Source organism: Wolbachia endosymbiont of Cruorifilaria tuberocauda, from assembly GCF_013365475.1.
Lineage (GTDB): Bacteria > Pseudomonadota > Alphaproteobacteria > Rickettsiales > Anaplasmataceae > Wolbachia.
Genome location: NZ_CP046579.1, coordinates 502,911 through 516,760 on the forward strand (window position 1 = coordinate 502,911; position 13,850 = coordinate 516,760).

Sequence of the window (13,850 nt, forward strand, 5' to 3'; positions counted from 1 at the left end):
GTTAATTAGCAGTACGGTACTTATTTTCTCTTTTTAAGGAGAGAGGAGGTTTATATGCAAAGGTAGCTCTTCATCAAGAAAAAGAGATAAAACACTTTCTTAACTCTATCCTTAAAGGAGTAAGTTATTATATACTTATCAATGAAAAGGGTATGAGTGATTTTCTACAGTATACAAATTTTCTAATCAGGTACCTTATACATGAAATACGAGGTATTGAATTGTACTATGAGAGATATAGCCATGCTAGTATATCAGAAGCGGTAAAAAGTTTAGGAGTAGATGATGAGATGGCAGCACTGATCTAAACCGATCTTACAAGAGATACTGTATACCACCTTAAAAGGTTTTATTAAACTTTACAAATTACGCGTTCAACATCAAATGTTGTGGAAGTTGTTTTATAGACGCATTTGTTAACGTTAAGAGTCAAAGTAAAAAAGGTTGTAAATTTTTAATAAGGGTTCTTCTGGCTTGTGAAGTAAAAATGGTTCTAATAAAATAGGGTGAGTTAAATCTGACAAGCTAAAACTTGTACAGTATATATTGAATTACTAAAATTTCAAGGAGGCCACGTGTTTAGCAAATAAGCCTTTACTTTAAGTTCAATACATTTCAGAAAAAAATAGGAGCATACAATATATCGATTTTCTGTTATACTGCTGTAATGTATAATTTTTACTAATTATTAAATGGTAGCCTAAAATAATGAGGCTATTATTAGGTAGAAGAGAGACAAGGGTTGCACTGTGTACTTTTTATATAAATAAAACTTAATCTTTTTAATTACTTATAGCTGAATATATTAGTGAGGAGATTGTAAATATCACAATATTACTAAATAGTTAAAAATCACAAGCTCAAATAAGAATGATATGCTATTATCGGATAGGCTGCTGCTGTTTAAGCACCTTATCAACTCACTACAACCACTTAACTAAAGGTGGCATTGACATCATAATAGCATCTGGATCACCATCAGTCATCAAACCAAACCTTGTACCGCGATCATAAAGTAGGTTGAATTCTACATACCTGCCACGTTTTATTAATTGCGCATCTCGCTGCTCTTTTGTCCAAGGCTTTTTCATATGTTGATATATGATACGCAAATAAATTTTTAAAAAGGTTTCTCCTACTGTTTTTATAAACTTGAAATCATTTTCCCAGTTACCAGAATTAAGATTGTCGTAAAAAATTCCACCAATGCCACGTGGCTCTTTTCTGTGTTGTAAAAAAAAGTATCTGTCACATTCTTCTTTAAATTTTGGATAATATGTAGAATCAAATTCATCACATGTTGTTTTAATTGACTCATGAATGTACTGGTAGTCTTCCTTATCTTCATATGTTGGAGTAAAGTCTATTCCTCCACCAAACCATTGCTTTGATGTATATATTAGTCTTGTGTTCATATGTGCTGCAGGAACAAGGGGTGATTGCATGTGAGATACTAAAGATATACCACATGCCCAAAATTTCCCATCACTCTCATTTGCGCCAGGAATTTCATTTATAATTGAATCTATAAACTTTCCGTATACTTTTGAAACATTTACTCCTACTTTCTCAAAAATTTTACCATAAATAACTGTGGATTCACCACCTCCGCCACCTGGACGATTCCACTTCTTTTTTTTAATTTTAGGATTTACAGATGACTGTCCTTCAACCAATAAAAAAGACTCCAAAATTTTATCTCTTAGCGTACAGAACCACTCAAAAGCTAGCATTTTTTGTTCTTTCATGATGTTTTACAATATGCCAAAAATTCTAATGGAAATTGTATATCAAAGGTGTTAATAAGTCTATAGTAATTAAAAGGTATAATGAAGTATTGTTATACGTAAAATGAGTAAAAGATATATAGACAGCAAGAAGGAAAATAGAGTCGACTTCATATTAAGAAATCATGGGATGTCACTCAAGATTAGTGCAGTCATTATGATCTTACCTTCAATAATAATATCAGCACTCTATTTTTTAGATACATATGATTGCTCTATTAATATAGAGATTAATATGCTAGTTAGCATCTTCACGACTTTTTTTATGATATATAATGCAAAGCGTTATAGGCATCTGCTTAGTATTACAGAATTCCAAAATGCAATATTTGCAAGTGCACTCAATCATAATACAGAGTTTTGTCTTATCTTACACAAAGATGATGGTGTTATTTATGCTGATGCCAGATTCTATGAGAGGTTCAAGGAATACATAGATAATGATATTACACTAAGCAAGATTCTAGAAGTAGGAAACCTTTCAGAGAAAGATAAAAAAGCATTATATCATGCACTAAAAAATAACTCTTCTGTGCAGTTACGTATTGCTTTAGGTAAGAAAAATAGGACATCCAATTTTCTCTTGCTTTTTGACCCAATACCAGATAATCACCAAGTTGCTCTGGATAATAATAAAGTTCTAAACCTCTCATTAGCGCCAATAGCAAGACCTCACGGGTATTTTGTACTAAAAGCAATACAGATGAACAAAGAGCAAGTATATGAAGAATTAATAGAAAAGCACAATATAGGAACTTACATTGCAAATGCTAAAGGAGTAATTTTATCTGTAAATAGAAGGTTTTTAGATATGTTTGAGTTGAGAAAATTTGAGAAGGGAAGTTCAATCAATGATTTTATGTTTCAATCTAATTATAGTAATACAGCAACTGGTAATGAGATTTCATTTTGTACTGTAAGTGGTGTCCCATTTAAAGCTTATATGAGTACTGCTATGTTTTGTGATAAACATAGTCACAACTATATATATGGTTTAATTACACCAATTGAATCAAATGTAGTTGACTATCAACTGCATCCATGTTTTGCAAATTCATCAATTGCTATTGCACAATGTGATTCAAGTGGAAATTTCATAAAGAAAAATACAGCGCTAATAAAACTTGCAGGTTCAGATACTAACTCAATTTTTACATTAATATCAGATAATTATCATATGAAAATACGTGAATACTTTTCTAGCAACAGGATAAATAATGCATCCTTTGATGTACAGCTTAGCAACAATGATAATATGAGGATATACTTCAACAAATTTCTCCACAGTAGGGTCATGTTTATACTTTGCTATTTTGTTGACAATACCGAGCATAGAAACCTAGAAATAAAGCTTGAGCATTATCAAAAAATGCAAGCTATAGGTCAGTTAGCAGGTGGTATTGCACATGATTTTAACAATATATTGACTGGGATAATAGGGTTTTGTGATTTGCTTTTACTTCAGCACTCAGCTGGCGATCCATCTTTTGGAGACATAATACAGATACAACAAAACGCAAAGCGTGGATCAAATTTAGTTAAGCAGCTGCTTGCCTTTTCAAGGAGGCAGACCATGCAACCAAAAATTATTGATGCGAATAGTATAATAGCCAACCTCTATGAGATGATAAAAAGGTTGATAGGAGAGAATATAAAATTCACTGCCTATTACGGTGGAGATTTAGGGATGGTTAGAGCTGATCAAGGGCAGTTAGAACAAGTTATTATTAATCTTGTGGTTAATGCTAATGCTGCCATGGAAAAGGGAGGGGAATTGACCATACGAACTTTTAATAAAAAAATTGACTCGTTAAATTCTACACCTAGGAATATGTTTTCTCCAGACAAAGATGGTATTGAACATGGGAATTATGTTGTGATTGAAGTAATCGATACAGGATGTGGAATGAAGAGTGATACAATTCAGAAGGTATTTGACCCATTCTTTTCTACTAAAGATATTGCTTCTGGTACTGGTCTTGGCCTTTCCACTGTATATGGTATCATTAAGCAAACTGAAGGGTATATCTATGTTGCTAGTAAAGTCGACTGTGGAACTAAATTTAGTATATTTTTACCTATGGTTTATGTTTCAGATGAAAATAATATAGAGAAAGATACTGAAGAAATAGAAAAACCAGTAGTAAATGAAGTTAAGAGCAATGGCACAATTTTGTTAATTGAAGATGAGGATTCAGTTAGGGAATTCACTACTAAAACACTACAAAGAAAGGGGTTTGATGTGATAGAAGCTAGTATGGGAAGTCAGGCACTAAAAATAATAAGTAAAAAAAGTCAACATATAGACCTAATAATTACTGATGTCATAATGCCAGAAGTTAGTGGTCCAGAAATAGTCAAAGAAGCCTTAATCCATAGACCAAATATTAATGTCATTTTTATTTCTGGGTATGCTGAAGATGCTTTTCTAAAGAATGGCAATGTTAATATAGAAGATTTCCACTTTTTGCCAAAACCATTCACTCTAAGTGAATTGGGAAACAAAGTTCAAAGTGTACTGCATAAAGTAGAAAAAACAGTTTAATTTCAATAAAAGATAATGCTCTAACATGAATTTCTAACATACGCACAGTAGAGTTGTTTTGTACGCGGAATAAAAAGTATAGTAAGCTTGTTGCGAGAAATAGAAAATAAAGCGATATACAAGGTTAAAACTGATATCAAGTTACCTATACTTTTCTACTATTATAATTTTAAATTAAGCTTGGAACTTTTTTTACCAGGAGAAAAGAAAGAACACATATAACACTATTACTAATAGTAAAAATAGTCTGATAGACTTTATAGTAGGAATTCTAAATTTATCGTAATTTCGTCAGTAGTTGGTTTTATCAGCTTCAAAAATTTGACTTTCATAGCTTGAATAAAGGGATTTGTGTCCAAAATATATTGGATGAGATAGTGACAACTTAAGCACTAGTTACTTATTATCCTTTACTACTTGATTTATTTTTGTTAACTTCTTGACTTTTGATGACTATTACTACTGCCATATTTCAATGTAAATCTTTTGCTCTGATAGAAAGTATGAGTTACTATGCAAAACTATAAGGCTGGTAATAAGGAATAACATATCCTTTTTTAGTAATTTTTAGTAATATAATATAGCAAAAGAGTATTACTTACACTATAAGCTAAGTATAGCAAACTAGGAGAATTAGGTATTAAGGATAATATTCATCAGTATTGAAGCGAAGTAATAAACGACAAGGTAGTATGTAGCCATTATTTCATATATAAAAACATTATTCTATGTATCTGATCTAGGCATTACCTTTCTCATGTAGGGTGCTGAAAATACTCTATTTGTTAGCTTAGCAAAGGGTCTAAAACAGTTATGAAAAAGTGGTTAGTATAAGAATAAATATTTTACACTATACAAAGCAACTGGCTGGAAAATTACTTTTTGATAGAGTTGTTAAGAGAAGAATCAAGTTCTACAGTAAAAAATAGTATTATATAATATGATTATAACTTACAAAGCTTTAGTCAATAATAGTTATAAATTCATAAGGCAAGTGTGGCTTAGTAAGCAAGTATTGGATTGTAAATCCTGGGAAAAGGGTAACGGTTTCATTATAAAAAAATTTTAGCACAATAATTAATATGTCTCAGATATTTTACTTCTCAGTTGTAAAAACTGTCCATTGTTACTGGGAGTGTTATCAGTGTCATATCTGTATATTTAATGCAAAATATGATAAAGGTGCCAATAAGAAGCTTAGATATGATCTAATAACTCAAGTTAATTGGATTTAATGTTTTTAAGTTGCTACCTTCAAGTAAAGAAACTTAGGAAGATAGTTGTGATGTATAAAAGATAGTGCTTTTAGGAAGCGACTAAATGCATTTTTCTATCGCATTACGTCTTCTTTACCTGCGGTACACTTTGCAACGCATGTATCATTGATCATTTCCTGATTAGTAGAATAACTTATACAAGTTTCTGCCACGCCTGGTGCTATTATGATAACTATTTTTGGTGCACTAAAAATACAGCAGTAAATATACTGAGTGTAAAGAGTACTGGTCAAGGCATTTTGCCAAGTATTGTAGCAACACTATACTATTACTACTACTGTAATCATCGGTTCCACGAAGATTTGAGTATAATCTACTATTTATATATTATTATTAATGCATCATCAGCAAATGAGAAGAATAAAGACACAAATAGAAGAAATTCATTCATTGTGCTAAAAAATTTTATTCATGCTATTTTGCTTTGATCAAGTTTAGGTAAAAGTGCAACTTAATATTAGACCTTACGCTGTAAAAAATGCTGTGTATCTATTATTTATAACAATCAGTTACTTGCATCTTTTAGATATATTTTCCTACGCTATTATTACTTCTAATGCCTTGTTGCTCATTTTATAAGGAAAGATGACAAAATTATAAATATAGTATTTTTCACTCACATTTATTAAAGTTGAGGTGTTAGTGAATTTATTACACTATAAACTTGATTTTGCTTTGTTTTAGCTTTTATTAAACTAATTGAATCGACATGTAAAATCTGCTAAAGTCCATTTTATAGAATGCACCCTTAGCTCAGTTGGATTAGAGCATTTGACTACGGATCAAAAGGCCGGGCGTTCAAGTCGCTCAGGGTGCATTTGTTTTTAAAATGCATGGAAAGTATAAGCCACACTTGAAATTAATGTATGTAATACTTACCTTTAGAGGTTAAATACTGAACTTTATATATGAGTACTAAAGATTACTATGAACTGCTAGGAGTAAGCAGGAATGCGAGCATTGATGAGATCAAAAAAGCATATAAAAAATTAGCGTTAAAGTATCATCCTGATAGAAATCCTGGTAGCAAGGAAGCAGAGGAAAAATTCAAGGAGATAACAGCTGCATATGATGTTTTGTCTAATCCTGAAAAAAAAGCCGGTTATGATAATTATGGTCATGAAGGTGCTTCTGGTGGTTTCAACTTTAGCCAGGCTGCTGGGGATTTTAGTGACATATTTAGTGACTTTTTTAGCGGAGGATTTGGGGAGTCAAGAAGATCAAAAGCAAAAAGAGGTACATCAGGAGTACCTGGGTCAGATTTGCGTTATGATCTTGAAATTACTTTAGAAGATGCATTTAATGGAATAAAAGCACCTATACATTATATTACAAATGTAAAATGTGACACGTGCAGAGGTACTGGTAGTGAAGGTGCAATTAAGCCAACACAGTGTCACTCCTGTAGAGGAAGTGGTAGGGTTAGGTCTCAACAGGGATTTTTTACAATTGAAAGAACTTGTACCACATGTTATGGGGAAGGTGAAATAGTGCAGAATAAGTGTAAAAAGTGTGGTGGGAATGGACGAAGAAGAGATGAAGTGAATATATCAGTTTCAATCCCGAAGGGGATAGAGGATGGTGCCAAGGTAAGGGTAAGTGGTAAAGGAGAGGCTGGAGCAAGGGGTGGAGAAAATGGAGATTTATATGTATATATAAAAATTCTTCCACATAAAATCTTTACTCGTGATAAAGCTGATTTACATTGCAAAGTACCTATAAAAATGACATTAGCAGCTCTTGGTGGTGAAATAGATGTTCAATCAATTGATAAAGCTAAAATAAAAATAAAAGTCCCTGAAGGTACTCAAACTGGTACTAAATTACGTTGTAGAGAAAAAGGTATGCCATATATAAACTCAAATGCACGTGGTGATTTGTATGTGCAGGTGATAATTGAAACTTTAAACCCAAAAACATTAACTAAAAAACAAATTGAGTTGTTAAAAGCACTTGAAGAAGAAGAAAATATGCAGCAGCCCCCAGAAGGGTTTTTTAGCAAAGTAAAAAAAAAGTAAAAAACTTATTAGATGATGCTAAGAATAATTTTAAGTCTCTTTAATTACTAAAATACTTGGTGCGTAACTATACAGATATTTCTACGTGAGGTTAACTCTATCTGATTTTTAAATTGAGTAATGAGATAGGTGATGGAAGAGGAAGCTCTATGTGTTTATATGTTTAATTTAATAGTTTTTAAAAAAGTCTTAAATTAAGTTGTAAATATACAGGTGTCTGATAATATTTTAAACTACCGTCTTCTATTTTTTAGTGCAATATAGAAATAATATAATTAAGCAATAATCTAGTAAATCGTTCATTATAAAGTGGTAATATGCTACAAAAGTATGTTACTGCTATACTTAGCGACATTAGTGTAATAAAGTAGAATATCATAAACGCATAATCCATGGAAGAAAAATAGCATCGAAATATACCACTTTACTAAACCATGTAATCCTGATATAGTTACCTTCAAAGTATGCAAAAATATAAATGGCAACTTTAAGCGTTAGAGAAGCTCTATGTACGGCAATTAGGGAAGAAATGCAAAATGACTGTGATGTGTTTATCATAGGGGAAGAGGTTGCAGAGTATGATGGTGCTTACAAAGTAACGAAAGGATTGCTGAAAGAATTTGGAGAGGGTAGGGTAGTTGATGCCCCAATCACTGAGCACGGGTTTACTGGCCTTGCTGTTGGAGCAGCGCTTGCTGGACTTAAGCCAATTGTTGAGTTTATGACCTTTAATTTTTCTATGCAGGCAATCGACCAAATCGTAAACTCTGCAGCAAAAATCAGCTATATGTCAGGTGGTCAGCTTGGGTGTTCTATAGTGTTTCGTGGACCGAATGGTGCTGCAACAAGAGTATCTGCACAACATTCTCAATGCTTTGCATCTTGGTACTCACATATACCGGGATTAAAAGTAATAGCACCTTACTTTTCATCTGATTGTAGAGGTCTACTCAAAGCAGCAATCCGTGATCCAGGTCCAGTAATATTTTTAGAAAATGAAATTGCTTATGGGCATGAGCATGAAGTCTCTGATTCTGAGCTATCAAATAAAGATTATCTACTTAAGATAGGTAAAGCTGCTATTATCCGAAGAGGAAAGGATGTAACCATTACTGCTTTCTCGTTGAAGTTAGTAGATGCTTTAAATGCAGCAGATTTACTTTTAAATGAAGGTATAGAAGCTGAAGTTATTGACCTTAGAACTTTAAGGCCACTTGATACCAAAACTATTATTAATTCTATTAAAAAAACTAATAAGTTAGTAAGTGTAGAGGAAGGTTGGCCGTTTGCAGGAATAGGAGCAGAGTTATCCGCCATCATTATGGAACATGGATTTGATTATCTAGACGCCCCAATTGCTCGAGTAGCTAGTAAGGATGTCCCATTGCCTTATGCTGCAAACCTGGAAAAGAAAGCATTACCACAGGTAGAGGATATAATTAAAGCTGTACATCATACTTGCTTTAGAAAAGCTTAGCTATTCATTAAAAAGATTGCAGCTAAACCTAGAAATATAAAAGCAGAAAGAATATCAGTTGTTGCTGATGTTAGAATTGAAGAAGAAACTGCAGGGTCGGATTTTAAACGATGGAGCATTATAGGAATAAAAGTTCCAATAAATGTTGCAATAGTTGACATCATAACCATGGAAGCTACAAAAATAACCTCTACTTTAAAACTATGAAATCTGATTACTAACACTACAAGTGATATGATAGATAAAATTATTCCATTTATCAAACCTATTAAAAGCTCTTTTATTAGTATTCTGTTTGCATTTTGCTCAGTTAAATATTTTGTTGCAATTGCTCTGATAGTTAGAGTTACTGTTTGAGATCCTGCGTTTCCACTCATTGATGCGATTATTGGCATGATTATTGAAAGTACTATAAAACTTTCTATTACGCTATCGAAAAAACCAACTACTATAGAACATAGAGTTGCTGCTAAAAGGTTAAATAATAGCCAAGGTAACCTCTGAATTATAGTTTTATGTATAGGAGCATTTATATCAGCTTTAGATGATACACCACTTATTTTAAGTACGTCCTCTTCTGTTTCTTGTTGGACAACCTTTATTACATCTTCAATTAAGATTACACCTATAATCTTGCCTCGTTTATTTACTACTGGAGCTGATAGTAGAGAATAATCTTTAAATATTCTTGCTACCTCTTCCTGGTCTACTCCAGTTTTGATGATTTTTATATCCTGACTCATTATCTCTTTTATTATTGTTTCTCCTGAGTGGGATATTACTTTACTTAAATTAACACTACCTATGGGTTCTAATTTTGAATTGATAATAAAGACCTGGTGAAATTTCTCTGGTATTTTTCTATAGTTTCGCAAAAATTCTGTTAGCTCATTTACTGTCCAATAATATGGTGCTATAACCATATTTTTATGTATTAACCTACCTGCACTTTCTTCTGGGTATGATAATAACTCTTCTACCAGTTTTTGAGTTGAACTTGGCAAGTAATCAAGTATACTACCTATAGACTTTTTGTCTAAATCTTTGACTATGGTCACTATATCTTCTACTTTAAGAAGCATTAATAACTTTGCAGTATTTTCTACTCCAAGTGTCTCTATAATTTCCATTTGTAAATCTGGCACCACATGTACTAGGGCATCACTTAACAAGTGCTGATCTAGAATACCAACTAGTTTTTCCCTGTGATCACTAATTGAAGTAGATAAAAAATATGCTAACTGAATGCTGTCTATTGCTTTTACAATCTTACGAGTATTTTCTAACTCCTCATTATCAAGAGACTCAATCAAGTCATCAATAGCTTTTTTGTCTAAGCCATAATGAGAATTTATTTCAATATCCATATCTTTACCTTACTTTTTAATAAATATATGTACTTGATCCATTTAAGCATTAGAGTATAATAAGATTGTTTTAAATTAACTACTATATGGTTAAATTTCTCTTTTGTGTACTGTTATTGTTATTGATAGTAAATATATTAAAACCCAAAGCGTAATGAGAACTCATTTAGAAATCCTTGAACATTTTCAGAGCTTAGCTAAAAGTATTTCAGTTATTAGGAGGTGTCTTTGACTTAGAAAAATTAAAATTACGCCTTGCAGATCTGGAATCCCAAGCTATAGATGATAATTTATGGGAAGACAACAAAAAGGCGAAGAAAATTTTAATGGAGCGTTCTAAAATCAAGAATGATGTAGAGTCATTTTTAAAACTAGAGAGTGAATACAAGGATATTATTGCCTTAATGAAATTTGCTATTGACGAGAATGATGAAGGATTTTTTTCTAAAATTGAAAATGAACTAATAGAACTAGAAAAGTTAATCAAGCATAAGGAAGCAGAATCTTTATTTACTGGTGAAGCAGATAATAATAATTGCTTTTTAGAGATCCACTCAGGAGCTGGTGGAACTGAAAGTAATGATTGGGCTGAAATGCTTATAAATATGTATATAAGGTGGGCTGAAGTTTATCATAACTTTGAAGTTGAAATTGTGGAAAAATTAGATGGGGAATTAGTTGGAATAAAATCTGCAACAATAAAGATTATTGGAGAAAAAGCTTATGGATGGGCAAAAAGTGAAAGTGGCATTCACAGACTAGTTAGGATATCACCATTTGATGCAAGCAATAAACGCCATACCAGTTTTGCAAGTATAGGCGTTACTCCAGTAATAGATGATTCAATTGATATTGCTATAGATGGTAAAGATTTAAAAATTGATACTTACCGCGCCTCTGGAGCAGGAGGTCAGCATGTAAATAAAACTGAAAGCGCAGTGCGCATAACACATATCCCAACAGGCATTATAGTTCAATGCCAAAACAGCAGATCCCAGCATCAAAATAAAAATGATGCATTAAAATTGCTTAAAGGACGTTTATATCAAATTAAATTGGAAGAAAAAGAACAAAAAATGGCTCAAGATTATAGCAAAAAACACGATATAAGTTGGGGCAATCAAATTAGATCATATATCATGCACCCATATCAAATGGTAAAAGATTTAAGAACTGGATATGAAATTAGTAATATAAGTTCTGTTTTTAATGGTGACATAGATTGCTTTATAGTTAGCATGCTCACCAATAAAAAAAATAGGTGTGATTAATTTTTGTATGATGTATTTATGGAACTTTGCTATGTTGTCCCGATTTGGAAACTCTAACTTATTATTAAGTAGGTGATTGTATAAAAGCAAAATTTTCAGTGTAAAGTCATCTACTTGAATGAGACTTCTTTCTGCACAGCTTTATTATTTACTCCAGGTGTATTACATGTATACTTATTACTAAATTAAACTTAAAACGATAATGAATGAGTTTAAATCGATTCGTAATATTGCAATAATCGCACACGTTGACCACGGCAAGACTACTTTGTTGGACAACATGTTAAAGCAGAATGGTATATTTCGCGAGAATCAAGGAATACAAGAACGGATTATGGATAGTAGCGATCAAGAACGTGAACGTGGAATCACAATACTTGCGAAATGTACATCAATAATGTGGGAAAATGAAAAAATCAACATTATTGATACACCAGGACATGCAGACTTTGGTGGAGAAGTAGAAAGGGTGCTATGCATGGCAGATGGTGTGCTACTGCTTGTTGATGCTGTCGAAGGTCCAATGCCACAGACCAAGTTTGTATTATCAAAAGCACTAAAAGCAAATTTAAAGCCAATTGTAGTAATAAATAAGGTTGATCGACCAGACAGCAAAATTGATGAAGTATTAAATGAAATATACGAACTATTTTTTAATCTTGATGCAACTAATGAGCAGCTAGATTTTCCAGTACTGTATGCCTCAGGTAGGAATGGCTGGTGTGTTAAGGATCTTTCTGATGAAAGGAAAGACTTGAGCCCATTATTTTCAACAGTTATAGATCACATAAAACCTTTTGTTTATGATCAAAAAGCACCTTTTGCTATGCTGGTCACTTTGCTTGAATCTGATAAATTTCTTGGAAGAATATTAACAGGGAAAATTTATCAAGGAGTTGTGAAAGTTAACTCTGATCTTAAAGTATTTACCCTCGATGGTAGAGTAGTTGAGCGAGGAAGATTGATAAAATTGCTATCATTTTCTGGTTTAAAACGTATTCCAGTAGAACAAGCCGTAGCAGGTGATATAATTGCAATTGCAGGTCTTGAAAAAGCTTCAGTTTCAGACACTATAGCAGCACCTGAGGTTACAACTGCAATAAGCTCGACTCCTGTTGATCCACCAACTATGGCAGTCATGATAAGTGTTAATGATTCACCTCTTGCTGGACAAGAAGGAACAAAGCTTACCTCAAACGTTATAAAGGACCGTCTATATGCAGAGGCAGAAACAAATGTTGCAATTACTGTAACTACAACACCTAGTGGCGAAGCGTTTGAAGTTGGTGGGCGTGGCGAACTACAACTTGGAGTGTTAATCGAGAACATGAGAAGAGAAGGCTTTGAACTTTCTGTTTCACGTCCTAGGGTCTTTTTTAAAGAGGAAAATGGTAAAAAGCTTGAACCTATAGAGGAAGTAGTAATCGATGTAGATGATGAGTATAGCGGTATTGTCATGGAAAAACTCAGCTTGCGCAAAGGTGAAGTGACTGATGTGAGATCTTCCGGTAAGAATAGAACAAGATTAACTTTTTTGGTGCCATCAAGAGGATTGATTGGCTATCAAGGAGAGCTCTTAACTGATTCTCGTGGTACTGGTATAATTAATCGTTTATTTCATAGTTATGCTCCACATAAGGGGCAAATTTCAGGAAGGCGTAATGGAGTGCTGATTTCTACTGATAAAGGTGAAGCTGTAGCGTATGCAATTTTTAATTTACAAGACAGGGGAACAATGTTTATTAAGCCACAAGATAAAATGTATTGTGGTATGATCATTGGCCAGCATAGTCGTGAAAATGATTTGGAGATAAATGTTCTTAAAAGCAAGCAATTAACAAACATAAGAGCTACAGGTAGCGATGAAGCTATAAAACTTACTCCACCAAAGATAATGACTTTAGAGGAAATGATATCGTATATAGACGATGATGAATTGGTAGAAGTAACTCCGAAATCTATACGTTTGCGTAAAAAATTACTTAACCCTAATGAACGTAAACGTGCAGAAAGGGAGAAAAAAATGAAGAATAGATAGAAAAGAATAGACATGATTATATATTTCTAATGTCAAACTTTTACTTATAGATGATAGCACATGCGTTCAT

Annotated in this window: 8 protein-coding genes and 1 tRNA gene; 7 read left to right on the forward strand and 2 right to left on the reverse strand. The window is 32.7% G+C overall.

What is annotated here, in order from left to right:
• The first annotated feature begins 152 nt into the window (after nt 1-152).
• Nucleotides 153-308 (forward strand): hypothetical protein, encoded by a 156-nt coding sequence (locus GOY13_RS01960; protein WP_175814151.1) that lies wholly within the window; start codon nt 153-155, stop codon nt 306-308.
• 615 nt (nt 309-923) lie between these two features.
• Here GOY13_RS01960 and hemF read toward each other — a convergent pair.
• On the reverse strand, nt 924-1,748 hold the full coding sequence (hemF, locus tag GOY13_RS01965; RefSeq protein ID WP_175814152.1) for an oxygen-dependent coproporphyrinogen oxidase: 825 nt from the start codon (nt 1,746-1,748) through the stop codon (nt 924-926).
• A gap of 103 nt (nt 1,749-1,851) precedes the next feature.
• Between hemF and GOY13_RS01970 the strand changes: the two genes are divergently transcribed.
• From GOY13_RS01970 to GOY13_RS01985, 4 genes are all read left to right on the forward strand, one after another.
• A complete protein-coding gene (locus GOY13_RS01970; RefSeq protein ID WP_175814153.1) occupies nt 1,852-4,332 on the forward strand; it encodes a response regulator in 2,481 nt (826 codons plus the stop codon).
• Nucleotides 4,333-6,351: 2,019 nt separating this feature from the next.
• Nucleotides 6,352-6,426 (forward strand) — tRNA-Arg (locus tag GOY13_RS01975).
• Nucleotides 6,427-6,517: 91 nt separating this feature from the next.
• On the forward strand, nt 6,518-7,627 hold the full coding sequence (gene dnaJ, locus GOY13_RS01980) for a molecular chaperone DnaJ (RefSeq protein ID WP_175814154.1): 1,110 nt from the start codon (nt 6,518-6,520) through the stop codon (nt 7,625-7,627).
• Between the two features lie 478 nt (nt 7,628-8,105).
• The gene (locus GOY13_RS01985; protein WP_175814155.1) at nt 8,106-9,104 is read left to right on the forward strand and encodes a pyruvate dehydrogenase complex E1 component subunit beta; all 999 of its coding nucleotides are present in this window, start codon (nt 8,106-8,108) and stop codon (nt 9,102-9,104) included.
• On the opposite strand, the gene mgtE is transcribed toward GOY13_RS01985, so the two are convergent.
• On the reverse strand, nt 9,101-10,471 hold the full coding sequence (gene mgtE / locus GOY13_RS01990; protein WP_175814156.1) for a magnesium transporter: 1,371 nt from the start codon (nt 10,469-10,471) through the stop codon (nt 9,101-9,103). The genes GOY13_RS01985 and mgtE overlap by 4 nt on opposite strands.
• 154 nt (nt 10,472-10,625) lie before the next feature.
• Between mgtE and prfB the strand changes: the two genes are divergently transcribed.
• A protein-coding gene (gene prfB / locus GOY13_RS01995; RefSeq protein ID WP_246214280.1) for a peptide chain release factor 2 occupies nt 10,626-11,742 on the forward strand; the annotation gives its coding sequence in 2 pieces (ribosomal slippage) (nt 10,626-10,700 and nt 10,702-11,742; 1,116 coding nt in all).
• Between the two features lie 202 nt (nt 11,743-11,944).
• Nucleotides 11,945-13,780: a translational GTPase TypA gene (gene typA / locus GOY13_RS02000; protein WP_175814157.1), complete on the forward strand. Its 1,836-nt coding sequence runs from the start codon at nt 11,945-11,947 to the stop codon at nt 13,778-13,780.
• Nucleotides 13,781-13,850: the final 70 nt, after the last annotated feature.

What these genes read in the sequence shown, in the direction of transcription:
- GOY13_RS01970 (WP_175814153.1), top strand. Translation starts at nt 1,852, where the DNA reads ATGAGTAAAAGATATATAGACAGCAAGAAGGAAAATAGAGTCGACTTC.
- mgtE (WP_175814156.1), bottom strand. Translation starts at nt 10,471, where the DNA reads ATGGATATTGAAATAAATTCTCATTATGGCTTAGACAAAAAAGCTATT.
- dnaJ (WP_175814154.1), top strand. Translation starts at nt 6,518, where the DNA reads ATGAGTACTAAAGATTACTATGAACTGCTAGGAGTAAGCAGGAATGCG.
- GOY13_RS01985 (WP_175814155.1), top strand. Translation starts at nt 8,106, where the DNA reads ATGGCAACTTTAAGCGTTAGAGAAGCTCTATGTACGGCAATTAGGGAA.
- typA (WP_175814157.1), top strand. Translation starts at nt 11,945, where the DNA reads ATGAATGAGTTTAAATCGATTCGTAATATTGCAATAATCGCACACGTT.
- hemF (WP_175814152.1), bottom strand. Translation starts at nt 1,748, where the DNA reads ATGAAAGAACAAAAAATGCTAGCTTTTGAGTGGTTCTGTACGCTAAGA.
- GOY13_RS01960 (WP_175814151.1), top strand. Translation starts at nt 153, where the DNA reads ATGAGTGATTTTCTACAGTATACAAATTTTCTAATCAGGTACCTTATA.